Here is a 24,420-nt window from a genome sequence, read left to right as displayed (position 1 = left end):
GGTCAGTCCTCCAGTGCGGCGAGGCCGGGAAGCGTCTTGCCCTCGAGGTATTCGAGACTCGCGCCGCCACCGGTCGAAATATGTCCGAAAGCATTCTCGTCGAAGCCCAGGATGCGAACGGCCGCGGCGGAGTCGCCACCGCCGACGACGCTGAAGGCCGACGAGTCGACGAGCGCCTGGGCGACCGCGCGGGTGCCGTCGGCGAAGTCGGGGTGTTCGAAGACGCCCATCGGGCCGTTCCAGAAGACGGTGGCCGCGTCGGCGAGCTTCGATGCGTAGAGCTTGTTGGTCTCCGGTCCGTTGTCCAGCCCCATCTGGCCGGCCGGCATGGCGTCGGCGGCGACGGTGGTGGGGTGGGCCGGGGCCTTGGTCTTCAGGTCCGGGAAGGACGGGGCGACCACGACGTCGACGGGGAGGACGAACTCCACGCCCTTGTCCTCGGCGCGCCGCAGGTACTCCTGGACGGCCGGGATCTGGTCCTCCTGGAGCAGCGAGCTGCCGACCTCGTGACCCTGGGCCTTGAGGAAGGTGTACGCCATGCCGCCGCCGATGAGGATGCGGTCGGCCCGCTCCAGCAGGTGGTCGATCACGCCGAGCTTGTCGGAGACCTTGGCGCCGCCGAGGACGACCGCGTAGGGCCTCTTGACATCGGTGGTGAGCTTCTTCAGGACGCCGACCTCGGTGGCGATGAGGTAGCCCGCGTAGTGCGGGAGCCGGGCCGGGAGGTCGAAGACCGAGGCGTGCTTGCGGTGCACCGCGCCGAAGCCGTCGCCCACGTAGATGTCCGCGAGCCCGGCCAGCTGATCGGCGAAGGCGCCGCGCTCGGCGTCGTCCTTGGACGTCTCGCCGGCGTTGAAGCGGAGGTTCTCGATGACCGCGACCCGGCCGTCGGCGAGGCCGGCGACCGCGGCACGGGCGGACTCGCCGACCGTGTCGGCGGCGAAGGCGACCTCGGCTCCGAGGAGCTCACCGAGGCGTGCGGCGGCGGGCGCCAGCGAGAAGGCCGGGTCCGGGGCGCCCTTGGGGCGGCCGAGGTGCGAGGCGACGACGACACGCGCGCCGGCCTCGGCGAGCTTGGCGATCGTCGGGACGACGGCGCGGATACGGCCGTCGTCGGTGATCGTGGTGCCGTCCAGCGGCACGTTGAGGTCGGCACGGACGAATACCCGCTTGCCCGCGACCCCTTCGGCGAGAAGTTCGTCGATCGTCTTCATCTGTTCCGTTTACTCCTTGGAAGGACCGATGAGCATGCTAAGGGGCTCGACCGGCGCGTCGTTGCGCCGGTCGAGCCCCTTGCTCACATCGTGGTGCCGCCGACCCCGAGGATCAGAGCTGCTCGCCGACGAAGACCGTGAGGTCGACGAGGCGGTTGGAGTAGCCCCACTCGTTGTCGTACCAGCCGAGGATCTTCACCGTGCTGCCCTCCTGGACCATGGTCAGGGAGGAGTCGAAGGTGCAGGACGACGGGTCGCCGACGATGTCCGAGGAGACGATCGGGTCCTCGGTGTACGTCAGGAAGCCCTTGAGGGCACCGTCGTCGGAGGCCTTCTTGAACGCGGCGTTGACCTCGTCCTTGGTGACCTCGCGCTGGAGGGTGACGACCAGGTCGGTGGCGGAGCCGGTCGGGACCGGGACGCGCATCGCGATGCCGTCGAGCTTGCCCTTGAGCTGCGGGAGCACCAGGGCGGTGGCCTTGGCGGCGCCGGTGGTGGTCGGAATGATGTTCTCGGCGGCGGCGCGGGCGCGACGCAGGTCCGAGTGCGGGAAGTCCAGGATCCGCTGGTCGTTGGTGTACGCGTGGACCGTCGTCATCAGGCCCTTGACGATGCCGAAGTTCTCGTCGAGAACCTTGGCCATCGGCGCCACACAGTTGGTGGTGCAGGAGGCGTTGGAGATGACGTTGTGGTTGGCCGCGTCGTACTGGTCCTGGTTGACGCCCATCACGATGGTGATGTCCTCGTCCTTGGCCGGAGCCGAGATGAGGACCTTCTTGGCGCCGCCCGCGATGTGCTTCTCGGCGTCGGCCTTCTTGGTGAAGATGCCGGTCGACTCGATGACGATGTCGACGCCCAGCTCACCCCAGGGGATGTCGGCCGGGTTGCGCTCGGAGAGCACCTTGACGGTGTGACCATCGACGGTGATGGTGTCGGCGGTGTGGCTGACCTCTGCCTTGAGACGACCCAGAATGGTGTCGTACTTCAGCAGGTGGGCCGTGGTCGCAGTGTCACCCAGGTCGTTGACAGCCACGATCTCGATGTCCGCACCCTGCTCCAGCAGAGCGCGGAAGTAGTTGCGGCCGATGCGGCCGAAGCCGTTGATGCCTACGCGGATCGTCACGAACCGATCTCCTCGTTAGGTACGCCGGTTTTCGACGCCGGCGAGTTGTATAGGGATGTCCCCGACCGCTTCCGACCCTACCTCTCCGAGGGCCCGGGGGTGACATCGAGAGGGCCGGTAAGCGCCACCGGACACGACGAGAGGTCCGTACTCGCCAGTAGGAGTACGAACCTCCGTTTCGCCCGCCGGCGCCTGGGCCCCGGCGCCGGGGGACGCGCGTCCCGGCGGGGCGGGACCAACGTCCTCAGTCCGCCGACGAATCAGCCGACCAGGCCGTCGGCGAGCTCCTCGCTGAGCGTCGACTCGGTCCCCGGGATGCCCAGGTCCTGGGCCCGCTTGTCGGCCATCGCCAGCAGCCGGCGGATCCGGCCGGCGACCGCGTCCTTCGTCAGCGGCGGGTCGGCGAGCGCGCCCAGCTCCTCCAGGGAGGCCTGCTTGTGCTCCATGCGGAGCCGTCCCGCGGCGGCGAGGTGCTCGGGGACCTCCTCGCCGAGGATCTCCAGCGCGCGCCCCACCCGGGCCCCGGCGGCGACCGCGGCGCGGGCCGAGCGGCGCAGGTTCGCGTCGTCGAAGTTGGCGAGCCGGTTGGCCGTGGCGCGGACCTCGCGCCGCATCCGCCGCTCCTCCCAGGCGAGCACCGCGTCGTGGGCGCCGAGCCGGGTCAGCAGGGCGCCGATCGCGTCGCCGTCGCGGACCACGACGCGGTCCACGCCGCGCACCTCGCGGGCCTTGGCGGCGATGGAGAGCCGGCGCGCCGCCCCGACCAGGGCGAGGGCCGCCTCCGGTCCCGGGCAGGTGACCTCCAGCGAGGAGGAGCGGCCGGGCTCGGTGAGCGAGCCGTGGGCGAGGAACGCTCCGCGCCAGGCCGCCTCGGCGTCGCAGGTGGCCCCCGAGACCACCTGCGGGGGCAGCCCGCGGATCGGACGCCCGCGGCCGTCCACCAGACCGGTCTGGCGGGCCAGCTGGTCGCCGCCCGCCACCACCCGTACGACGAAGCGCGAACCGCGGCGCAGTCCGCCGGGGGCCATCACGATCAGCTCCGAGGTGTGCCCGAAGATCTCCAGGATGTCGCGCTTGAGACGGCGGGCGGCGTTGCCGGTGTCCAGCTCCGCCTCGATCACAATCCGGCCGCTCACCAGGTGCAGGCCGCCCGCGAACCGAAGAATCGCCGAGACCTCTGCTTTCCTGCAGCAGGTCCGGGTGACGGGAAGATGAGAGATTTCGTTCTTCACCGCTGGCGTCATCGCCATGGGCCGATCCTTCCATGCATCCGAAAAATACGGTCGTACGCGGCGGCCAACAGCTCCTGATCATGGACCGGAACGCCGTCGGGCGATGCCACCGGCGCCAGCTCGACCGCGGCTCCCAGCCGTCGTGCGGCATCGGCGAGTGACTCACGGTCGGGCACGGCGGCCTCATCGGCCAGCACCACGTCCAAGGCGAGTTTAGGGGCGTGTCGCCCCAAAACCTCCAAATGACGCTGCGGTGAGAAGCCTTCTGTTTCACCGGGCTGGGGTGCGAGGTTCAACGAGAGGACCTTGCGGGCCTTCGTGGTGACCAGCGCGTCGAGCAGTTCCGGCACGAGCAGGTGCGGGATCACCGAGGAGAACCAGGAGCCGGGACCGAGCACCACCCAGTCGGCGTCGAGGACCGCTTCCACGGCTTCCGGGACGGCCGGCGGGTCGGGCGGGACCACGTGCACGGACTGCACCTCGCCGGGCGTGAGCGCCACCGTGGCCTGGCCGCGCACGGTGACGATCGCGTCGGGCAGGTCGGGGTCGTGGCCCTTGACCAGCGCCTGGAGCTCCAACGGGACGGCCGACATCGGCAGCACCCGCCCGTGCGCGCCGAGCAGCCTGCCGACCAGGTCGAGCGCCTGCACGTGGTCGCCGAGCTGCTCCCAGAGGGCCACGATCAGCAGATTGCCGACCGCGTGCTCGTGCAGGTCGCCCTTCGACTCGAAGCGGTGCTGGATGACCCGGGACCAGGTGCGGCCCCAGTCGTCGTCGCCGCACAGCGCGGCGAGCGCCTTGCGCAGGTCGCCGGGCGGCAGCACGCCCAGCTCCTCGCGCAGCCGACCGCTGGAGCCGCCGTCGTCGGCGACGGTGACCACGGCCGTGAGATCGCCGGTGATCCGGCGCAGCGCCGCCAGGGACGCCGACAGCCCCATGCCGCCGCCGAGCGCGACGACCTTGGGTTGAGCACCGCGCTTGCGGCCGGAGAGCGCCGAGGTGGCGCGGCTCAGGCGCCGCATCCGCAGATTGCGTCCGGTCACTCTCGCCCCATGTCGCGGTGGACGAGGACGGTCTCGACGCCTTCGGCGGCGAGGCGGGCCGAGAGCTTCTCCGACATGGCGACGGAGCGGTGCTTGCCGCCGGTGCAGCCCACGGCGATGGTCACGTACCGCTTGCCCTCGCGGCGGTAGCCGGCGGCGATGAGCTGGAGCAGTTCGGTGTACTGGTTGAGGAACTCCTTGGCGCCCGGCTGGTCGAAGACGTAGTCGGACACCTCCTCGTTGACGCCGGTGAAGGGGCGCAGCTCCGGGACCCAGTGCGGGTTGGGCAGGAAGCGGCAGTCGACGACCAGGTCGGCGTCGACGGGCAGGCCGTACTTGTAGCCGAAGGACATCACCGTGGCCCGCAGCTCCGGCTCCGACTCCCCCGCGAACTGGGCGTCCATCTTGGCCCGCAGCTCGTGCACGTTGAGGCTGGAGGTGTCGATGACCAGGTCGGCGTCGCCGCGCAGCTCGCGCAGCAGGTCGCGCTCGGCCGCGATGCCGTCGACGATGCGGCCGTCGCCCTGGAGGGGGTGCGGGCGCCGGACGGACTCGAAGCGGCGCACGAGGGCGTCGTCGGAGGACTCCAGGAAGACGATCCGCCGGGTGACGTGCTTGGCCTCCAGGTCCGCGAGGGATTCGCGGAGGTTGTCGAAGAAACGCCGGCCGCGTACGTCGACGACGACGGCGATCCGGGCCACGTTGCCCTGCGAGCGGGCGCCGAGCTCCACCATGGTGGGGATCAGCGCGGGCGGCAGGTTGTCGACGACGAACCAGCCGAGGTCCTCCAGACACTTGGCGGCGGTGCTGCGGCCGGCGCCCGACATCCCGGAGATGATCACCAGCTCGGGGATGGCCGCCTCACCCGTCTCGGCCGGGGTGTTCGTACTCACGTCTGCTGCTCCGTCTCGGTCTGCGGTGTCCCGGTCGGTGACATCCCGGTCGGTGACGTCCCGGTCCGCGGTCTCGTGCGCCGCGCTGTTCCGTGCGGTCCCGTGGCTGTTCTCGGTCATGAGCTGCCCCCGTCGTCCTCTTCGATGATCTCTCCTGTGGCCGTGTTCACGGCAGGTACCGCGGGAGCGGTCGAAGCGAGGGCGGCGGCCACTGATTCCGCCGTCCTTCGCCCTATCCCGGGAACCTCGCAGATCTCGTCGATTGTCGCCTGCCGGAGCTTCTTCACCGAGCCGAAATGCTTGATGAGGGCCTGCTTCCGGGTCTCGCCGAGCCCGGCCACGTCGTCGAGGGGGCTGCTGCGGATGCGCTTGGCGCGTTTGGCGCGCTGGTAGGTGATGGCGAAACGGTGGGCCTCGTCGCGGACGCGCTGGAGGAGGTAGAGGCCCTCGCTGGAGCGGGGCAGGACGACGGGGTCGTCGTCGTCGGGGAGCCAGACCTCTTCCAGTCGCTTGGCGAGGCCGCAGACCGCGATGTCGTCGATGCCCAGCTCGTCCAGGGCGCGCTTGGCGGCGGCGACCTGGGGCTGCCCGCCGTCGACGACGACGAGCTGCGGCGGGTAGGCGAACCGCTTGGGGCGGCCGTCGTCCTCCGGGGACTCGGGCTCGTCGTCCGGGGAGGCGGCGGTGAGGGCCGGGGCGGGGACGGGTCCGGTGGCGGCGGGGACAGGGGCCGGGCCGGGGGTGCCGGGTGCGGGGCCGCCGGCGCCGGGGGCTGCCTCCGGTGTCTCCTCCCACTCCCCCGTGCGTTCCTTGTCCTGGAGGTAGCGCTTGAAGCGGCGGCCGATCACCTCGTGCATCGAGCGGACGTCGTCCTGGCCCTCGAAGCCCTTGATCTGGAAGCGGCGGTACTCGCTCTTGCGGGCGAGGCCGTCCTCGAAGACGACCATGGAGGCCACCACGTCGTCGCCCTGGAGGTGGGAGATGTCGTAGCACTCGATGCGCAGCGGTGCGGTGTCCAGGCCCAGCGCCTCGGCGATCTCCTCCAGGGCGCGGGAGCGGGTGGTCAGGTCGGAGGCGCGCTTGGTCTTGTGCAGCCCGAGCGCCTGCTGGGCGTTGCGCTGGACGGTGACCATGAGGTCCTTCTTGTCGCCGCGCTGCGGGATGCGCAGGCTGACCTGCGAGCCCCTGCGCTCGGCGAGCCACTGGGAGACCGCTTCGGCGTCCTCGGGCAGGGCGGGGACCAGGACCTCCTTGGGGACGGCGTCGCCGCGCTCCTCCCCGTACAGCTGCTGGAGGGCGTGCTCGACGAGGCCGGAGGTGTCGACGGCCTCGACCTTGTCGGTGACCCAGCCGCGCTGGCCGCGCACCCGGCCGCCGCGCACGTGGAAGATCTGGAGGGCGGCCTCCAGCTCGTCCTCGGCGACGGCGATCAGGTCGGCGTCGGTGGCGTCCGCGAGGACGACGGCGCTCTTCTCCATGGCCCGCTTGAGGGCCTCGGCGTCGTCGCGGAGGCGGGCGGCCCGCTCGTACTCCATCTCCTCCGCCGCCTGCATCATGTCCTTCTCCAGGCGACGGATGTACGTGCCCGTGCGGCCGGCCATGAAGTCGCAGAAGTCGTCGGCCAGCTCCCGGTGTTCCTCGGGGGTGACCCGGCCGACGCAGGGGGCCGAGCACTTGCCGATGTAGCCCAGCAGACAGGGGCGGCCGGTGCGTGCGGCGTTCTTGAAGACGCCGGCGGAGCAGGTGCGGACGGGGAAGACGCGGAGCATCAGGTCGACCGTCTCGCGGATCGCCCAGGCGTGGCCGTACGGACCGAAGTAGCGCACGCCCTTCTTCTTGGCACCGCGCATGACCTGGACGCGCGGGAACTCCTCGTTGAGCGTGACCGCGAGATACGGATAGCTCTTGTCGTCCCGGTACTTGACGTTGAACCGGGGGTCGAACTCCTTGATCCAGGAATACTCCAGCTGGAGCGCCTCGACCTCGGTGGAGACGACCGTCCACTCGACGGAGGCGGCGGTGGTGACCATCGTGCGCGTACGCGGATGGAGGCCCGCCAGATCCTGGAAGTAGTTGGCCACGCGTTGGCGCAGGTTCTTGGCCTTCCCGACGTAGATCACCCGGCGGTGCTCGTCGCGGAACTTGTAGACCCCCGGGGAGTCGGGGATCTGTCCCGGCTTGGGGCGGTAGCTGGAGGGGTCTGCCATGTCTCACACCCTACTTGCGGGCAGTGACAGCGCGTCGTCCTCGCGTGTTACCGGGGGCGGTGCCCGCGCTCCGGGGTGCCGTGGGGTGTTCGCACCCCGGAGCGCGGGCCTGTGGGCCGGTGGAGCCGCCGGTCAGGCGTCCGTGACCGGGGATCGCCCGGCACGGTTCCGGCGGCGCAGCGCGGCGGCCCCGCCGAGGGCCAGGGCGAGCAGCGCCCCGGCCCCGGCGGTCGTGGACACGGCGGTCAGGGCGGTGTCCGGCGACCCGGGAGCCGTGCCGGCCAGGGCGGGGCTCCCGGCGGTGTCCGGGGCCCGGTCCGCGCCCGCCCCGGGGGCGGGTGCCGCAGCCGGGGCTCCCCCGGCGGCGGTGGCCGCGTCGGGGCCGTAGCCGCCCGCCTTGCCGGATCGGGCGTATCCGGAGCCGGGCAGCTTGTCGCCGTACGCCTCCTTCACCCGGGTCCGGTAGGCGTCGAGCGTGCTCCCCTTCGCTCCCACGGCGGCTGTCGCGTCCTCGTCCAGCGGCAGGACCCGGGAGCCGTCGTGGACGTACCAGGCGTCGATCTGCGGTTCGCGGAACACGGTGCCGCCGGGGAGCGCACGGGCCCCCTGCGCGGTGTAGCGGGCCTCGTCGTCGCCGGTGGCGATGTTCACCACCTGCCACCGGTCGCCCCCGCCCGTCGCGGGGACGGTCCACAGGGAGGCCTTCTGTCCGTCGGAGGAGACGGCGGTGCTGGCCAGGTAGTCCACGGTGCTCGGGGCGGCTCCGGGCCTTCCGGCGACGAAGGCGGCGGAGAGCGTGCGGACGGGAACGGTCCTCCCCTCGATCCTGGGTGCGCTCGCCGCCCTGCTCACCGCGCCCTCCCGGGAGAAGAACCGGGACAGGGTGTCCAGGGTCGCGGGCTCGGTGGCGGCCGCGTGGGCCGCTTCGAGGGTGGCGGCGGTCAGTTTCGGCGGGGCCGCCCGGCCGTCGTCGGCGAGGGCGGGAGCGGCGGCGGTGAACAGGGCGGCGCCGGTGAGGGCGGTGGCCGCGGCGATGCGCCGGGTGGTGGAGTTCATGACCTCACGCCCCGATCCGGTAGAGCGAGTGGGTCCAGGAGAACTCGTTGTTGTTGACGTACCAGGCGTGCGAGGCCCAGTTGTAGCGGTCGCTGGAGGGCCACGGATCGCCCCAGTAGACCCAGCTGTCGGCGTCGTCGTACCCGTAGATGACATGCATGTGGCCGCCGCCGGACGACCACTGGATACGGGTCTCGATGGGGCGCTGGGCGGATATCTCGGCCTGCACGGTCGGGTAGCGCAGCCAGCCCGTGACGTAACTGCCGGGCCTGACCCCGGCCCAGGAAAGACCGGTCTGGACGTTGCCGAGGGTGGCCTGCGAGTTGGGGCACTGGGAGTTCTGACCGCGGTTGAAGGCGGCGTTGCAGAACTGGTTCTGGGAGTAGTTGCGGCCGAACCAGGCGGCGATGGTGTTGCCGCCGGCCGCCCAGCACCAGTTGGTCTGCTGTTGCGCCTGCATGGTGATGTTGAGCCGCTGGGCGGCCGCGACGGTGGAGCCCGCCCCGTCCGGGGACTGGGCGGCGGTGACGGTGCCCGCGGGGACGGCGAGCAGGACGGCGGCCAGGAGGGCGGTGAACGAGAACCTTCCGGGCCTGACTCTTCGGTTGCGCATGGCGTTCCTCCCAATGCGGGGGTGGGGATCGGAGGAGCGCGTCCGGACGCTGACGATGAGCATCCGGCGTTGTCCGGAGCAGGTCAACACGCTTCAATGCGAGGTGACATCGCGGTGTGAACGGCACGACGTCCGTGTGAACGGCTCTGTCCCGGTCACCTGCTCCCCCGCATCCCCCGGGGCCGGTGTCGCCACTCCCCACGTGAACGTTCACCGGAGGCCCGCCATGCGGCAGACCGAGACCGAGCTGGCGCAGGTACTGCGGACCGGACCGTTCCATCTGGCGTTGCGCACCGCTCTGTCGGTGCGCGGACTGCCGCTCCAGCGGGTGCAGCACCATCTGGCGCACCGGGGCGTCAAGCTCGGGGTGACCAGCCTCAGCTACTGGCAGCAGGGGGTGCGCCGGCCCCGGCGGACCGAGTCGTTGCGGGCCGTTCGGGCGCTGGAGGAGGTGCTCGCGCTGCCGGACGACTCGCTGCTGCGGCTGCTGCGCGACGGTGACGCCCCGGCGGACGGGGACCGCCCGGCCGCCCGTTCGTACCGGTCGCTCATGGAGGCGTCGGGCTCGGTGGAGCGACTCCTCGCGGCGATGGAGTCACCCCTGGACGGCGGCCTGCACACGGTGGGGCACCAGGAGCGGGTACGGATCGGGGCGCGGCGCGAGCTGGCGGGCCGCACGTCGCGGCACGTGGTGCGCGCGCACCGGGACGGCGTCGACCGCTACCTCGCGGTCCACCGGGGCGACCCCGGCTGCGACCCGTCGCGGATCACGGTGCGGGCCCTGGAGAACTGCCGGACGGGCCGGGTCCGCTGGGACCGGGACGCGGGGGTGCTGGTGGCGGAGCTGCTCTTCGACACCCGGCTGCGGTCCGGTGAGACGTACCTCTTCGGCTACGGCTTCGAGGACGGTACGGGCGGGGCCGGCGGAGAGTACGTGCGCGGCTTCACCTTCGGCGGCGGCCAGTACGTGCTCCAGGTCGGCTTCGACGAGGCGGCGCTCCCGGTGCGGTGCCGCCGGTTCGCCCAGGCGTCGGCGGGGGCGGCGCGCGGGGCCCGCGCGGACCTCACGCTGACCGGCCGGCACCGGACCGTGCACCTGGTCGAGGAGAGCGTACGGCCCGGCCTGATCGGGGTCGACTGGGACTGGGAGTGAGGTCTCTTCGCGGGGCTCAGGCGTCGGGGCCCGCGACGAGCTTTCCGCCCTCGGCGGTGACCGGGACGGCGGGCAGCGGCACGGTGGCCGGGCCCTTCACGGGCTTGCCGGTGGTCATGTCGAAGCGGCTGCCGTGGCAGGGGCAGTGGCCCTCGGTGCCCTCGACCTTGTCCAGAACACAGCCGCCGTGGGTGCACTGGGCGCTGAACGCCTTGTACTCGCCCTTCTCCGGGCAGACGACGACCACACGCTGCTCGCGGTAGAGCTTGGCCCCGCCGACGGGCACCTCGGAGGCGGCCCCGAGGTCGACGGGGGCGGTGGGGGTGGGGTTCTTGGCGTGGCCGAGCTTGGACTCGGTGGAGCAGGCGGCCGCTCCCAGCCCGGCGGCGCCGGCGAGCGCGGCGCCCTTCAGCACGGTACGGCGGGCGGCGGGCAGGCCGGGCATGCGGACTCCACGGGTTGTTGTTCGGGGCGGATCACGGTGGATCGCGGTGGGGCGGGGTGTTCGAGGTGGATCACGGTCGATCGGCGTCGCCGGACAGGACGGGCGGCGACGGCGGCCCTGCGTGCCGGTGACAGAACCGACGATACCGGCGGGGATCGAAAGCCCTGCGACCGGGCCGGAGCGCCTGCCCCGACAGGCGACGGCGGCCCCCTTCGCGCGGTGGGGGCCGCCGTCGTCGGCGAGGGGCGAGCGGCTGCCGGGCCGGGCGGCCGCTCGTGCCTCGCTCAGGCCTTACGGGCGCGGGTGGCCTTCTTCGCGGCGGCCGTCTTCGTGACGGTCTTGGCCGTACCCGCCTTGGCCGTACCCTCCTTGGCCGTACCCGCCTTGGCTCCCGTGGCGTTCGCCTTGGTCACCGCGGCCTTCTTGGCAGCGGCGGCCGTCTTCTTCGCCGGGGCGGTCCTGCGGGCGGCCGTCTTGCGGGCCGCCCCCCGTCCGGAGGGCACCGCGGCCTCGCTGATGCGGTCCGCGTCCAGGACCCCCTGGAGGAACTTCCCGGTGTGGCTGGCGGGGACCGAGGCGACCTCTTCCGGCGTCCCCTCGGCGACCACCAGGCCGCCGCCGTTGCCGCCCTCGGGTCCCATGTCGACGACCCAGTCGGCGGTCTTGATGACATCGAGGTTGTGCTCGATGACGATGACCGTGTTGCCCTTGTCCACCAGGCCGGAGAGCACGGTGATCAGCTTGCTGATGTCCTCGAAGTGCAGACCCGTGGTCGGCTCGTCCAGGACGTACACCGTGCGGCCGGTTGAGCGCTTCTGGAGCTCGCTCGCCAGCTTGACGCGCTGCGCCTCACCGCCGGAGAGGGTCGGCGCGGACTGGCCGAGCCGCACATAGCCGAGGCCGACCTCGTTGAGCGTGCGGAGGTGGCGGGCGATCGTGGGAACGGCCTCGAAGAAGTCCAGGCCCTCCTCGATCGGCATGTCCAGCACCTCGGCGATGGACTTGCCCTTGTAGTGGACCTCCAGGGTCTCCCGGTTGTAGCGCGCTCCGTGGCAGACCTCGCACGGGACGTACACGTCGGGCAGGAAGTTCATCTCGATCTTGATCGTGCCGTCGCCTGAGCAGTTCTCGCAGCGGCCGCCCTTGACGTTGAAGGAGAAGCGGCCCGGCAGATAGCCACGCACCTTCGCCTCCATCGTCTCGGCGAAGAGCCGGCGGACGTGGTCGAAGACTCCGGTGTACGTCGCCGGGTTGGACCGGGGGGTGCGGCCGATCGGCGACTGGTCGACGTGTACGACCTTGTCGACGAGGTCGTCGCCGTCGACCCGGGTGTGGCGGCCGGGGACCGACTTGGCGCCGTTCAGCTCGCGGGCCAGGTGGGTGTAGAGGATGTCGTTGACCAGCGTCGACTTCCCGGACCCGGAGACGCCCGTGACGGCGGTGAGGACGCCGAGCGGGAAGGAGACGTCGATGTCGTGGAGGTTGTTCTCCCGGGCGCCGTGCACGGTGAGACGGCGGGCCGGGTCGACCGGGCGGCGGATGTCGGGGGTCGTGATGGACCGCTTGCCGGAGAGGTACTGGCCGGTGATGGACTCCTTGTTGGCCAGGAGTTCCTTGAGCGAGCCGGAGTGGACGACCTTGCCGCCGTGCTCACCCGCGCCGGGGCCGATGTCGACGACCCAGTCGGCGACCTTGATGGTGTCCTCGTCGTGCTCGACGACGATGAGGGTGTTGCCCATGTCGCGGAGCCGGACCAGGGTCTCGATGAGCCGGTGGTTGTCGCGCTGGTGCAGTCCGATGGACGGCTCGTCCAGGACGTACAGCACGCCGACCAGGCCGGAGCCGATCTGGGTGGCCAGCCGGATGCGCTGGGCCTCGCCGCCGGACAGAGTGCCGGCCGCGCGGTTCAGCGACAGGTAGTCCAGACCGACGTCGACGAGGAACTTCAGCCGCTCGTTGACCTCCTTGAGCACCCGCTCGGCGATCTTCTTGTCGCGGGCGTTCAGCTTGAGGCGGCCGAGGAACTCGGCGCACTCGCTGATCGACATCGCGGCGACCTCGGCGATGGACTTCTCCATCACCGTCACCGCGAGCACGATCGGCTTCAGCCGGGTGCCCTCGCAGGTGGGGCAGGGCACCTCGCGCATGTAACCCTCGAAGCGCTCCCGGCTGGAGTCGCTCTCGGCCTCGGTGTGGCGCCTCTTGACGAACTGCACCGCACCCTCGAAGGCGGGTGTGGTGTAGGCGCGCTCGCGCCCGTAGCGGTTGCGGTAGCGGACCTCGGTCTGGATCTTGTGGCCGAAGAGCAGGGCCTTCTTGGCCCGCTGCGGCAGCCCTGCCCAGGGGATGTCCGTACGGAAGCCGAGCGCTTCGGAGAGCGCGCCGATGAGGCGGCCGAAGTACTCCTTGGTGTGGCCGTGGGACCAGGGGTGGATCGCGCCCTCGTCGAGGGACTTCTCCTCGTCGGGAACGATCAGCTCCGGGTCGACCTCCATGCGCGTGCCGATGCCGGTGCAGTCGGGGCAGGCGCCGAAGGGCGAGTTGAAGGAGAAGGAGCGCGGCTCCAGCTCCTCGAAGGAGAGGTCGTCGTACGGGCAGTAGAGGTGCTCGGAGTACATCCGCTCACGCTCGGGGTCGTCCTCGGGGAGGTCGACGAAGTCGAGCACGACCATGCCGCCGGAGAGGCCGAGCGCGGTCTCGACCGAGTCGGTCAGCCGTCGCTTGGCGCTGTCCTTGACGGTGAGGCGGTCGACGACCACCTCGATGGTGTGCTTCTCCTGCTTCTTGAGCGTGGGCGGCTCGGAGAGCTGGATGGTGGCGCCGTCGACCCTGGCGCGGCTGTAGCCCTTGGTCTGGAGGTCGGCGAAGAGGTCGACGAACTCGCCCTTGCGCTCCCGCACCAGCGGCGAGAGCACCTGGAAGCGGCTGCCCTCCGGCAGGCCGAGGACCTTGTCGACGATGGCCTGCGGCGACTGGCGCGAGATGGGGCGGTGGCACTCGGGGCAGTGCGGCTTGCCGATCCTGGCGAAGAGCAGCCGGAGGTAGTCGTAGACCTCGGTGATGGTGCCGACCGTCGAGCGCGGGTTGCGCGAGGTCGACTTCTGGTCGATGGAGACGGCCGGGGAGAGACCTTCGATGAAGTCGACATCCGGCTTGTCCATCTGGCCGAGGAACTGCCGGGCGTACGAGGAGAGCGACTCCACGTAACGGCGCTGCCCCTCGGCGAAGATCGTGTCGAACGCGAGGGACGACTTGCCCGACCCGGAGAGCCCGGTGAAGACGATGAGGGAGTCGCGGGGCAAGTCGAGCGAGACGTTCTTCAGGTTGTGCTCGCGCGCGCCACGGACGATGAGACGGTCGGCCACGCCGGTCCGCACCTTTCTAGAGAGAAGCGGGGGAACTGAGCCCCTCTCCCAGGGTATGGGGGGCGCCACAGCGGTGTAAGAAGCTTTCGATTCCGAGCGTATAGCACGCACATTCGATTTACGGCCGCCCTCACCCTCCTTCACCCGAATGAGTGGCGGGGCTAGGCTCGGCCGCATGATGGATCATGCGCACGACCTGGGAGCTGTACGCGAAGCGACCGAACGACTGCTCGACGCAGTCGGCAAACTGGACAACGCCTCGGTCGCCGGTGCGTCACGGTTGCCCGGATGGAGCCGGGGCCATGTTCTGGCCCACCTGTCACGTAACGCCGACGCGATCGGAAATGTTCTCCGAGACCTTCCGATGTACGCGAGCAGCGAAACCCGGGACGCCGACATCGCCGCCGGGGCGCCCCGCTCGGCGGCCGAGCAACTGAAGGATCTGCGGGAGAGCGCGGACGGCTTCCTCGCGGTCGCCGCCGAAACCGTCGACTGGTCCCGCACGGTCACCCTGCGCAACGGCGTGACCGATTCCGCGGCCCGGGTGCCCTTCCGTCGCTGGGTCGAGGTGGAGCTGCACCACGTCGACCTCGACATCGGCCGAGAGCTGGAGGACCTGCCCGCGGAGTTCGTCTCGCGGGAGATCGCCTTCCTGGCGGATCGCTTCTCGGGCAACCAGGACGTGCCCGCCACCGCGCTGACCGACCTGGACGGCCGCACCTGGAGCACCGGCGGCGGCCCGCCGAGCGCTCTGGTGACGGTGCAGGGGCCCGCCGCCGAGCTGCTGGGCTGGCTCTGCGGCCGCCGTGACGGCTCCGCCCTGACCGTGGCCGGGGGCCCTCTGCCCGCACTGCCCCCGCTATAGGCTGAGCCGCATGACGTACAGCGGAGCGGTGAAGGTCGGCGGGCCGGCGAGCGTGCACGAACTGACGGATCTGATGATCTCCAAGGTCGCCGTCGGCGGCATGGACAACAACGCCTATCTGCTGCGTTGCCGGGCGACCGGCGAGCAGCTGCTGATCGACGCGGCCGCCGAGCCGGAGACCCTGCTGGCGCTGATCGGTGACGACTCGATCGCCTCCGTCGTCACCACGCATCGGCACGGGGACCACTGGCAGGCGCTGGCCGAGGTGGTCGGGGCGACCGGCGCCCGGACGTACGCCGGCCGCTACGACGCCGAGGGCATCCCGGTCCCGACCGACGTCCTGGTCGGGGACGGCGACACGATCGGCGTCGGCCGGGTCGAGCTGACCGCCCGCCATCTGGTCGGTCACACCCCGGGCTCCATCGCCCTGGTCTACGACGACCCGCACGGTGCCCCGCACCTGTTCACCGGGGACTGTCTCTTCCCCGGCGGGGTGGGGAACACGAACAAGGACGCCGAGGCGTTCGCGCGCCTCCTGCACGACGTCGAGACGAAGCTGTTCGACCGGCTGCCCGACGAGACGTGGGTCTATCCGGGCCACGGGCACGACACGACGCTCGGCGACGAACGGCCCCGGCTGCCGGAGTGGCGCGCCCGCGGCTGGTAGCCCGCGCACGCCTCTCCGGCGCGTATCCCTCGTACGCATACACACAGCGGCGGCCGGGGCGGACGGCTTTCGCCGTACCGCCCCGGCCGCTGCCGGTGTGTCCCTGTGCCGCTCGGGGCGGCACCGGGTCAGCTGTTGACGCTCTTGCTCTCGTCGGACGGACCGGCGGTCTCCGGCTTCCCGTCCTTCTCGGCCTTCTCCGCCTCGGCCGCCGCCATCTTCTTGCTGGCGATGAGGCTGGTGATCGTGGTGACCACCAGGACACCGCCGATGACGGCGAGGGAGAACGGGATGGAGACGACGGGCACGTGCACGCCGTTCTCGTGCAGTGCGTGCAGCACCAGCTTGACGCCGATGAAGCCGAGGATCACCGACAGGCCGTAGCTGAGGTGGACCAGCTTCTTCAGCAGACCGCCGATGAGGAAGTACAGCTGGCGCAGACCCATCAGCGCGAACGCGTTGGCCGTGAAGACGATGTACGGGTCCTGGGTCAGGCCGAAGATCGCCGGGATCGAGTCCACCGCGAACAGCACGTCGGTCATACCGATGGCGAGCATGACCACCATCAGCGGGGTCATCACGCGCTTGCCGTTGTTCCGGATGAAGAGCTTCGTGCCGTGGTACTTGTCGGCGACACCGAAGCGGTGCTCGATCGACTTCAGGAGGCGGTTCTCCTCCCAGTCGTCGTCGTCCTCGTCGGCCCGCGCCTCCTGGATGAGCTTCCAGGCGGTGTAGATCAGGAACGCGCCGAAGATGTAGAACACCCACGAGAAGTTCGCGATCACGGCGGCGCCGGCGGCGATGAAGATCGCCCGGAGCACCAGGGCGATCAGCACACCGATCAGCAGCACGCGCTGCTGGAGCTGCGAGGGCACCGCGAACTTCGCCATGATCAGGACGAAGACGAAGAGGTTGTCGACGCTCAGCGACTTCTCGGTGATGAATCCGGCGAAGAACTCGCCGGAGGCCTTGCCCTCACCGAGCACCGCGAGTCCGGCTCCGAAGAGCACGGCCAGCGCGATCCAGACGATCGTCCAGATTCCGGCTTCCTTGGTCGACACGTCATGGGGCTTGCGCCCGATGAAGAAGTCGACGGCGATCAGGGTTGACAGACCAACGATGGTCAGGACCCATACGGTCCATGAAACGTCCACTGCGCCTCCGGCAGTTCGCTACGGCTACTTATCAGCGTCGTCGCTGCCGGAGGTCTCTTCCACCCTTGCACGCGATACACGTGCTTGGACCGGCGCCCCGGGACCGATAACGGTCCGTATTGACGGGACGTCGCGTAAGGAGTACTCCCCTCCGTTCCCCGAACAGTACAGGCATCACCAAGTAAAGGTAAAGAAAAGGGTAAAGAAGTCGTCAAAACCGCAGGTCAGGGTTGGGCGCCGAGTCAACGACCGATGGCTCGACGGGCTGCTGCCACCGCCGTGAGCACCTGTTCCAGGACGCGGCTGCCCGGCGGGACCGCCAACGGCTCGTACGTCCAGGCATGCCCGACCCATGGATCGGCGAGGTGGCTGTCGGCTACCTGGGTGATCCGCAACAGCGAACGCCACAGCGGGTCGAGCACCGGCCCGTACGCACTGGCCTCCTCCCGGTCCGCGACCATCAGGAGGTGCACCCCGACCGCGGGGCCCTCGTCCGCGAGATAGCGGAGCTGGGTGACGGCCCGGTCGTCGAAGCCGTGCGGGAAGTCGTTCACCACCAGGAGCTGCTCGGCGGTGTCCAGATCGGGCGGGAGCGAATCGGCCGCCCCGGCCCGCACCGCCATCTGCACCAGGTCCACCCGCCGGGTGAGATGGGCGAGGACCGAGGCCACTCCCCCGGGTCCGGCGGCGGGCGGTCCGGCGAGGACGCCCGCGTCGACCAGCGGCGCGAGCGGAGCGGCCGCGGCGCCCGCCGGGTCGATGACGTGCACCGCGAACTCACCGGGCGGATACACCGCGAGCAGCCGCGCCGCGTGGGCGACCGCGGTCTCCATGGCCAGCCGACGCAGCCGGCCGGTGTCCAGCAGCGCGGCCGCCTCCGACGCCGTCCGTCCGCTGTCCACCCAGATCCCGCGCTCCAGCGGCAGCCGGACGAGCAGCGGGACGCGCAGGTCGGTGCGCTCGGGCAGGTGGAGGTCGCCGACGCGCAGCGCCATCGGTATCTCCATGGGGACGCGGTGGGCGTGCCAGACGGGGTTGCCCCAGCCGGCGTACGCGGCCGGGAGCGCGGGCTCGACGACGGCCGACTCGGCGGCCAGCTGGGCGAGATCGCGGTCGAGGACCTCCCGGGCCCGGGAGGTCAGCTCGTCGCGCTTGGTGCGGGCCCCCTCGCGGGCGCGGTCGCCCGCACCGCCGATCCGGTTGCGCGGGTCGGACAGCGCCCGGTCGATCTCCTGGTCCATACGGGACTCGGCGAAGTCCACGGCGCTGCGGTAGGCGGCGACGGCCCGGGCCAGATCCTCGAACATGCCCCAGATCTGGTTGTACAGGCGCTCGTCCATCGACCAGCCGCCGGCGTCCCCGGCGACCGGCTGCGCGGCCTGTCCGGGCTGGGCCGCGGGCGCGGTGGGCGGGGGCGACGGGGGAGCGGCGTGCTGGCGCCGCGGGTGGGCGTAGCTGACAGGGCCATCGGCGGCCGGGCCCGGGGCGGTGTGCGGCTGAGGGGTGCCGGCCGGGTCGGCCAGCGGCTCGGGGGGTTCCGGGGCCGGCGGCGTGGGCGGGCGGTGGCCCGCGGCGCCCGTCGCGTGCCGTACGCGGTCGCCTCCCTGGGTCCGGGGCGGCGGCGCCACCGAGCGGACCAGGCCCCGGGTGACGGCCTCCTGAATGGATCCGGCCAGTCCGGTGGCATCGGCCACGCCCTGGTCGGCGAGCATCTCGGCGAGTCCGCCGGCGTACCCCTGTCCCACGGCGCGGACCTTCCAGGCGTCCTGGCGGCGGTAGAGCTCCAGGGCGCTGACCGCGGACTCGGCGTCCAGTCCGGTGAGCGTGAAGGTGGCGATCTCGGCACCGTCGAGCCCGGTGACGGCGACGAAGGGCGCGGGGACGGCGCCGAACCGTGCCGGGCCGCCGGCTCCGACGGGGAGCGCGAGCAGCACGGTGACCCGGTGGGCGCCGGCGGGCAGTGCCTCCAGGTCGACGGCGAGGCGGTGGTCGGCCGCCGCCTGCTGGGAGACCTCCAGCCCGGGGAGCTGGGGCGAGCCGGGATGGGCGATCCACTCGACGCCGCGGACCGTGCCCCGTTCGTCCCCGAGGGTGGCCCCGGCCACGACGGGCGTGCCCGCCGATACCCGGATCTCCAGACGGGTCTGGGGCAAGGTGTGGTTCTGCCCCCGGACCAGTTCGGCCGTCATTGCCCTGTCCCCCTCGACGATGGCCCGTGCTCTGGTGGGCGCGGTGCCGTGCGATGCCGTGCTCTGCGGTGCGTGACCGTGTATGGGTCTGATCTGCGCGGCCAAGTGTCCTGCGCGCGCGCCCTGTCCGGTGCGCGTGCCGCGTTCCGTGTGTGCCGCGCCCGTGCGCCTGTGCCGGGTGTGGGGCAGCTACCGGCGGCGGGCGCCTCCCGGGAGCTGCCCCTGTCCGGTGCCGAGCCGTGCCGGACCGGTGCGGGTCCTACAGGTGCGGGAGGATCGACGGCATCAGGTCCTGGAAGGTGCGGCCGTTGGCCGGGTTCCCGAGGGCCGTCATCTGCCATCCGCTGCCCGCGCGGTGCACCTTCGCCATGATCTGGGCGGTGTACTGGCCGCCGCCGTCGAGGGTGTACCGGGCGAGCTCCTGGCCGTTGGTCTCGTCGACGATGCGGCAGAAGGCGTGTCGGACCTCCTGGAACGTCTGCCCGGTGAAGGAGTTCACCGTGAAGACGATCTGGTCGATGTGGACCGGCACACGCTGGAGGTCGACGAGGATCGCCTCGTCGTCGCCGCCGGAGCCCGCGCCGCCGACCAGGTTGTCACCGGTGTGCTTGACCGAGCCGTCATCGCTGACGAGGTGGCGGAAGAACACGACGTCGACCGGCTGCTTGTCGGCGAAGAGCACCGCCGAGGCGTCCAGGTCGACCTCGCGGGTGCGCGAGCCGAACAGGCCACGGCGCGGAGCCGCCTGCCAGCCGAGCCCCATCCGTACCGCGGTCAGGGTCCCCCCGTCGCTCTTCTGCAGGCTGATGGCCTGACCCTTGGTCATATTGACCGTCACGCGCTGTCCCCTCTCGGCATGCCCCGCAACCATCCGTGTGCGGTTTCCCCGCACCCTACGCATTCCACCCCGGGCGGCAGCAGGCTCGGTCCGGTTTCGTGTCGGTGTTGCAACACACCCGGCGCGGCATGCCCGACGCCACGGAATGCACGCCGGATTCCCCTCCGGAATCGGCCCCGGAGCCGGCGCGGGACCGGCGCGCGTCAGCTGCGGTCCCGGGCCGGTCGGGCCACCGGAATCAGGCGAGGCCCGCCTCCTTCATCTGGCGCAGCTCCTTCTTCAGCTCACCGACCTCGTCGCGCAGCCGGGCGGCCACCTCGAACTGCAGATCCGCGGCGGCGGCCCGCATCCGCTCGGTCATCTCCTCGATGATCCCGGCCAGCTCGGTGGCGGGCCGGTCGCTGAGCACCGCGCCGGGCGAGGCCGCCTTGCCCTTCGCCCCGCCCTTGGTCGCCTTGGAGCCGAGCGCGGGCACCGGCGCCTTGGCCTCCTTGCCCTGCCGGTAGCCGGTGCCGAGCAGTTGCTCGGTGTCGACCTCCTCACGGGCGATGGTCGCGACGATGTCATTGATCTTCTTGCGCAGCGGCTGCGGGTCGATGCCGCGCTCGGTGTTGTACGCGACCTGCTTCTCGCGGCGGCGGTTCGTCTCGTCGATCGCCTGCGCCATGGCCGGGGTGATCTTGTCGGCGTACATGTGGACCTCGCCGGAGACGTTACGGGCGGCGCGGCCGATGGTCTGGATGAGCGAGGTGCCGGAGCGCAGGAAGCCCTGCTTGTCGGCGTCGAGGATGGCCACGAGGGACACCTCGGGAAGGTCGAGGCCCTCACGCAGGAGGTTGATGCCGACGAGCACGTCGTACTCGCCGGAACGCAGCTCGCGCAACAGCTCGATGCGGCGCAGGGTGTCGACGTCGCTGTGCAGATAGCGGACCTGGATGCCGAGTTCCAGGAAGTAGTCGGTGAGGTCCTCCGACATCTTCTTGGTGAGCGTGGTGACCAGGACCCGCTCGTCGCGCTCGACGCGCTTGCGGATCTCGTGGACCAGGTCGTCGATCTGGCCCTCGGTGGGCTTGACCACGACCTCGGGGTCGACGAGGCCGGTGGGGCGGATGATCTGTTCGACGAACCCGTCGCCGCGCGAGAGCTCGTACTTCCCCGGGGTGGCGGAGAGGTAGACCGTCTGGTCGATCCGCTTCAGGAACTCCTCCCACTTCAGCGGCCGGTTGTCCATCGCGGACGGCAGCCGGAAGCCGTGGTCGACGAGGGTCCGCTTGCGGGAGGCGTCGCCCTCGTACATCGCGCCGATCTGCGGGACCGTGACGTGGGACTCGTCCAGGACGAGCAGGAAGTCGTCCGGGAAGTAGTCGAGGAGGGTGTTGGGGGCGGTGCCGGGCGCGCGGTCGTCGAAGTGCATCGAGTAGTTCTCGACACCGGAGCAGGTGCCGATCTGGTGGAGCATCTCGATGTCGTACGTGGTGCGCATGCGCAGTCGCTGGGCCTCCAGCATCTTGCCCTGCTTCTCCAGCTCGGCCAGGCGCTGTTCCAGCTCCCGCTCGATGCCGCCGACGGCCTTCTGCAGACGCTCGGGCCCGGCGACATAGTGGCTGGCGGGGAAGACGTGGACCATGGGGTCCTCGCTGATGATCTCGCCGGTCAGCGGATGGAGCGTGGACAGGGCCTCGATCTCGTCGCCGAACATCTCGATCCGGACGGCGAGCTCCTCGTAGACCGGGAAGATCTCGATGGTGTCGCCCCGGACGCGGAAGGTGCCACGGGTGAACGCCAGGTCGTTGCGGCTGTACTGCATCTCGACGAAACGGCGCAGCAGCTGGTCGCGGTCGATCTCCTCGCCGACCTTGAGCCGGACCATGCGGTCCACGTACTCCTGCGGCGTGCCGAGGCCGTAGATGCAGGAGACGGAGGCGACCACGACGACGTCGCGCCGGGTGAGCAGGGAATTCGTCGCCGAGTGGCGCAGTCGCTCGACCTCCTCGTTGATGGAGGAGTCCTTCTCGATGTAGGTGTCCGACTGCGGGACGTACGCCTCGGGCTGGTAGTAGTCGTAGTACGAGACGAAATACTCCACCGCGTTGTTCGGGAGGAGCTCACGGAACTCGTTGGCCAGCTGGGCGGCGAGGGTCTTGTTCGGCGCCATCACCAGGGTGGGGCGCTGCAGCTTCTCGATCATCCACGCGGTGGTCGCGGACTTGCCGGTGCCGGTCGCGCCGAGCAGGACCACGTCCTTCTCATCCGCGCGGATACGCCGCTCCAGCTCGGCGATGGCCGCCGGCTGGTCGCCGCTGGGCTGGTAGGGACTGACGACCTCGAAGGGCGCCACCGAACGTTCGATCTTGGAAACGGGCCGCATGCAACCACCGTACGGCCCGCCACTGACATCGGCCCCGGATCAGCGGTACCGCGCCCCTCCCGCCCCCTCACGGGCGGCGCTCCGCGGGCGCTGCCCGGCCCGCGGGTGCGGTCCGGGTTCACCCGTCACGGCCCTGGGGTCGAACAGGAGCACCACGGCGGCGAGCAGCAGGAAACAGGCGGGGCCGGCCAGCATCGGGCCGATCATCTCGGCGGGCCGGTCGCCGGGCAGGACGTCGGACAGGTCGGACGGCAGGGTGGGCGGCAGGTGCAGGTGCACGTCGAGCGCGGCCATGCCGGTGTAGTGCATTCCGGTCACCGCGACGGCCATCAGGATGCTCGCGCCGAGGCCGGAGAGGGCTCCCCGGAGGGTGACGGCGGCCCACAGGGCGCCCGTGGCGGCGATACCGGCGATCAGCACCGAGAGGACGACGAGAGGCGTGTCGTACGCGAACCGCGCGTCCATGCGCATGCCCGCCATGCCGAGATAGTGCATCGAGGCGATGCCGAGGCCGGTGATGGTGCCCCCCGTGATCAACGCCATGCGGGTCGCGCCCCGGTACCCGACAATGAAGATGCCGATGCCGACCATCACCACGGCCACGGCCAGGCCCGCGAAGGTGAGGGGTTTGTCGTAGGAGATCGGAGCCTCCTGGACGGTGAAGCCCGTCATCGCGACGAAGTGCATGGTCCATACCCCGGAGCCGATGGACAGCGAACCCAACGCCAGCCAGCCGGCCCGCCAGGAGCGTGAGGCGTGAAGGGACCGGGTGGTGCAACGGAGTCCGAGGGCGGCTCCCAGGGCGGCCATGAGGAAGGCCGCGACCGGAGTCACCAGGCCGTAGGTGAATCCGTCGACTGTTCCTTGCATGCGCGTACGCCCTTCGAAAAGCCCGGGGTCGAGGAGGGTCCTTAAGGGGCGAGTCCCGGCAGGCAGACAAAGAAAGCACATTTTATCGGCACAGCCACGTGCCCTGCTCCGGCGGCGGCCCCGGGATCGAAGGTTCCGTTCATTTCGCGGCCACCGCCGCCCCGCCGGGCGTTGGCGGGCCGCTGTCACTCTCTGCGTGTCCGCACACTCCCGACGTGAGGAGTCCCCGTGTTCGTCCGCACCGCCACCGCCTCCACCACGGCCGCCGCCCTGATCGGCGCCGGCGCCCTGCTGCTGCCCGCCGACCGGCCCGAGGCCCCGGAGCGGCAGGACGCCCCGGTCGTCGTGGCCCACCGGGGGGCGTCGGGCTACGCGCCGGAGAACACCCTCGCCGCCGCCGACGCCGCCGACGCGCTCGGCATCGAGTGGGTCGAGAACGACGTCCACCGCACCCGCGACGGTGAGCTCGTCGTGCTCCACGACACCGACCTGAAGCGCACGACGGACGTCGAGCAGGTCTTCCCCGACCGGGCTCCGTGGGCGGTCAAGGACTTCACCGCGGCGGAGGTGGCGAAACTCGACGCGGGCAGCTGGTTCGGCGCACAGTTCACCGGGGCCCGGGTGCCGACGCTCACCCAGTTCCTGCACCGCATGGAGCGCAACCGGCAGAAGCTGCTCCTGGAGATCAAGAGCCCGGCGACCTACCCGGGCATCGAGCGGGACATCATCCGGGTCCTGGGCCGGTCGGGGTGGCTGGACCGCTCCCACGTACGGAGCCGGCTGGTTATCCAGAGCTTCGGCGCCGACAGCGTGAAGAAGGTGCACAGCCTGCGCCCCGACATCACGACCGGCTTCCTGGGCACACCGGCGGTGGCCGACCTGCCCTCGTACGCGGCGTTCACCGATCAGATCAACCCCTCGTACGCGACGATCGGCGCCGACTACGTGGCGGCCGTCCAGCGGCTCAAGGGCCCGCACGGCAAGCGTCTGCGGGTGAACACGTGGACGGTCAACAAGGCGGCGGACGCGGTGAAGGCCCGTGACCACGGGGTCGACGGCATCATCACCAACTTCCCCGACGTGGTGCGCGACGCGACGAGCTGACGCGGCAGGGGCGGGCCCGTC

General features: G+C 70.9%; 19 protein-coding genes. 4 read left to right on the top strand and 15 right to left on the bottom strand.

Annotated features, from left to right (window positions below):
• Positions 1–2: 2 nt before the first annotated feature.
• From ACIRJT_RS09140 to ACIRJT_RS09105, 8 genes are all read right to left on the bottom strand, one after another.
• Positions 3–1,214 (bottom strand): phosphoglycerate kinase, encoded by a 1,212-nt coding sequence (locus ACIRJT_RS09140; RefSeq protein ID WP_403906497.1) that lies wholly within the window; start codon positions 1,212–1,214, stop codon positions 3–5.
• Between the two features lie 112 nt (positions 1,215–1,326).
• Entirely contained in the window at positions 1,327–2,337 is a 1,011-nt protein-coding gene (gap, locus tag ACIRJT_RS09135) for a type I glyceraldehyde-3-phosphate dehydrogenase (RefSeq protein ID WP_392952415.1), read from the bottom strand.
• A gap of 260 nt (positions 2,338–2,597) precedes the next feature.
• Positions 2,598–3,587, bottom strand: coding sequence for a DNA-binding protein WhiA (gene whiA, locus ACIRJT_RS09130; RefSeq protein WP_403906494.1), 990 nt, complete (start codon positions 3,585–3,587; stop codon positions 2,598–2,600).
• Positions 3,578–4,612: a uridine diphosphate-N-acetylglucosamine-binding protein YvcK gene (gene yvcK / locus ACIRJT_RS09125; RefSeq protein WP_371622825.1), complete on the bottom strand. Its 1,035-nt coding sequence runs from the start codon at positions 4,610–4,612 to the stop codon at positions 3,578–3,580. The genes whiA and yvcK overlap by 10 nt, the downstream gene beginning before the upstream one ends.
• On the bottom strand, positions 4,609–5,625 hold the full coding sequence (rapZ, locus tag ACIRJT_RS09120) for an RNase adapter RapZ (protein WP_403906491.1): 1,017 nt from the start codon (positions 5,623–5,625) through the stop codon (positions 4,609–4,611). Before rapZ ends, yvcK begins: the two co-directional genes overlap by 4 nt.
• On the bottom strand, positions 5,622–7,712 hold the full coding sequence (uvrC, locus tag ACIRJT_RS09115) for an excinuclease ABC subunit UvrC (protein WP_403906488.1): 2,091 nt from the start codon (positions 7,710–7,712) through the stop codon (positions 5,622–5,624). The genes rapZ and uvrC overlap by 4 nt, the downstream gene beginning before the upstream one ends.
• 132 nt (positions 7,713–7,844) lie before the next feature.
• Positions 7,845–8,768 (bottom strand): hypothetical protein, encoded by a 924-nt coding sequence (locus tag ACIRJT_RS09110; protein ID WP_403906485.1) that lies wholly within the window; start codon positions 8,766–8,768, stop codon positions 7,845–7,847.
• A 4-nt stretch (positions 8,769–8,772) separates the two neighbouring features.
• Positions 8,773–9,381, bottom strand: coding sequence for a papain-like cysteine protease family protein (locus tag ACIRJT_RS09105; RefSeq protein ID WP_403906482.1), 609 nt, complete (start codon positions 9,379–9,381; stop codon positions 8,773–8,775).
• 226 nt (positions 9,382–9,607) lie between these two features.
• On the opposite strand from ACIRJT_RS09105, the gene ACIRJT_RS09100 reads away from it, so the two are divergent.
• A complete protein-coding gene (locus ACIRJT_RS09100) occupies positions 9,608–10,534 on the top strand; it encodes a hypothetical protein (protein WP_403906480.1) in 927 nt (308 codons plus the stop codon).
• A 16-nt stretch (positions 10,535–10,550) separates the two neighbouring features.
• Here the strand turns inward: ACIRJT_RS09100 and ACIRJT_RS09095 are convergent, their stop codons facing one another.
• Both ACIRJT_RS09095 and uvrA read right to left on the bottom strand, forming a co-directional pair.
• Positions 10,551–10,979, bottom strand: a complete 429-nt coding sequence (locus tag ACIRJT_RS09095) for a Rieske (2Fe-2S) protein (RefSeq protein WP_403906477.1) — start codon at positions 10,977–10,979, stop codon at positions 10,551–10,553.
• Between the two features lie 284 nt (positions 10,980–11,263).
• Entirely contained in the window at positions 11,264–14,344 is a 3,081-nt protein-coding gene (uvrA, locus tag ACIRJT_RS09090) for an excinuclease ABC subunit UvrA (RefSeq protein ID WP_403906475.1), read from the bottom strand.
• A 175-nt stretch (positions 14,345–14,519) separates the two neighbouring features.
• Here uvrA and ACIRJT_RS09085 point away from each other — a divergent pair, with 175 nt between their 5' ends.
• On the top strand, positions 14,520–15,209 hold the full coding sequence (locus tag ACIRJT_RS09085) for a maleylpyruvate isomerase family mycothiol-dependent enzyme (protein ID WP_403906472.1): 690 nt from the start codon (positions 14,520–14,522) through the stop codon (positions 15,207–15,209).
• Positions 15,210–15,219: 10 nt separating this feature from the next.
• A complete protein-coding gene (locus tag ACIRJT_RS09080; RefSeq protein WP_403906470.1) occupies positions 15,220–15,876 on the top strand; it encodes an MBL fold metallo-hydrolase in 657 nt (218 codons plus the stop codon).
• 128 nt (positions 15,877–16,004) lie between these two features.
• Here the strand turns inward: ACIRJT_RS09080 and ACIRJT_RS09075 are convergent, their stop codons facing one another.
• The 5 genes from ACIRJT_RS09075 to ACIRJT_RS09055 form a co-directional block, all read right to left on the bottom strand.
• Complete coding sequence (locus ACIRJT_RS09075) at positions 16,005–17,030, bottom strand: TerC family protein (RefSeq protein WP_403906467.1); 1,026 nt, start codon at positions 17,028–17,030, stop codon at positions 16,005–16,007.
• A 242-nt stretch (positions 17,031–17,272) separates the two neighbouring features.
• Positions 17,273–19,219, bottom strand: coding sequence for a TerD family protein (locus ACIRJT_RS09070; RefSeq protein WP_403906464.1), 1,947 nt, complete (start codon positions 19,217–19,219; stop codon positions 17,273–17,275).
• Positions 19,220–19,478: 259 nt separating this feature from the next.
• Positions 19,479–20,057, bottom strand: coding sequence for a TerD family protein (locus ACIRJT_RS09065; protein ID WP_026290465.1), 579 nt, complete (start codon positions 20,055–20,057; stop codon positions 19,479–19,481).
• A gap of 238 nt (positions 20,058–20,295) precedes the next feature.
• Positions 20,296–22,425 (bottom strand): excinuclease ABC subunit UvrB, encoded by a 2,130-nt coding sequence (gene uvrB, locus ACIRJT_RS09060; RefSeq protein ID WP_403906462.1) that lies wholly within the window; start codon positions 22,423–22,425, stop codon positions 20,296–20,298.
• A 39-nt stretch (positions 22,426–22,464) separates the two neighbouring features.
• A complete protein-coding gene (locus ACIRJT_RS09055) occupies positions 22,465–23,295 on the bottom strand; it encodes an MHYT domain-containing protein (protein WP_403906460.1) in 831 nt (276 codons plus the stop codon).
• A gap of 228 nt (positions 23,296–23,523) precedes the next feature.
• On the opposite strand from ACIRJT_RS09055, the gene ACIRJT_RS09050 reads away from it, so the two are divergent.
• Positions 23,524–24,399: a glycerophosphodiester phosphodiesterase family protein gene (locus ACIRJT_RS09050; protein WP_403906457.1), complete on the top strand. Its 876-nt coding sequence runs from the start codon at positions 23,524–23,526 to the stop codon at positions 24,397–24,399.
• The last annotated feature ends 21 nt before the right edge of the window (positions 24,400–24,420 follow it).

Source organism: Streptomyces sp. NPDC102283, from assembly GCF_044766265.1.
Classification (GTDB): Bacteria; Actinomycetota; Actinomycetes; order Streptomycetales; family Streptomycetaceae; genus Streptomyces.
Note: the sequence above shows the minus strand (reverse complement) of the source record. Positions and strands in the feature narration are given on the sequence as shown.

Bases quoted from the DNA above. Each gene is read 5' to 3' on its own strand.
- ACIRJT_RS09055 (WP_403906460.1), bottom strand. From the start codon at position 23,295: ATGCAAGGAACAGTCGACGGATTCACCTACGGCCTGGTGACTCCGGTC.
- ACIRJT_RS09110 (WP_403906485.1), bottom strand. From the start codon at position 8,768: ATGAACTCCACCACCCGGCGCATCGCCGCGGCCACCGCCCTCACCGGC.
- uvrC (WP_403906488.1), bottom strand. From the start codon at position 7,712: ATGGCAGACCCCTCCAGCTACCGCCCCAAGCCGGGACAGATCCCCGAC.
- rapZ (WP_403906491.1), bottom strand. From the start codon at position 5,625: ATGACCGAGAACAGCCACGGGACCGCACGGAACAGCGCGGCGCACGAG.
- uvrB (WP_403906462.1), bottom strand. From the start codon at position 22,425: ATGCGGCCCGTTTCCAAGATCGAACGTTCGGTGGCGCCCTTCGAGGTC.
- ACIRJT_RS09105 (WP_403906482.1), bottom strand. From the start codon at position 9,381: ATGCGCAACCGAAGAGTCAGGCCCGGAAGGTTCTCGTTCACCGCCCTC.
- ACIRJT_RS09085 (WP_403906472.1), top strand. From the start codon at position 14,520: ATGATGGATCATGCGCACGACCTGGGAGCTGTACGCGAAGCGACCGAA.
- ACIRJT_RS09070 (WP_403906464.1), bottom strand. From the start codon at position 19,219: ATGACGGCCGAACTGGTCCGGGGGCAGAACCACACCTTGCCCCAGACC.
- whiA (WP_403906494.1), bottom strand. From the start codon at position 3,587: ATGGCGATGACGCCAGCGGTGAAGAACGAAATCTCTCATCTTCCCGTC.
- ACIRJT_RS09100 (WP_403906480.1), top strand. From the start codon at position 9,608: ATGCGGCAGACCGAGACCGAGCTGGCGCAGGTACTGCGGACCGGACCG.
- ACIRJT_RS09080 (WP_403906470.1), top strand. From the start codon at position 15,220: ATGACGTACAGCGGAGCGGTGAAGGTCGGCGGGCCGGCGAGCGTGCAC.
- ACIRJT_RS09140 (WP_403906497.1), bottom strand. From the start codon at position 1,214: ATGAAGACGATCGACGAACTTCTCGCCGAAGGGGTCGCGGGCAAGCGG.
- ACIRJT_RS09095 (WP_403906477.1), bottom strand. From the start codon at position 10,979: ATGCCCGGCCTGCCCGCCGCCCGCCGTACCGTGCTGAAGGGCGCCGCG.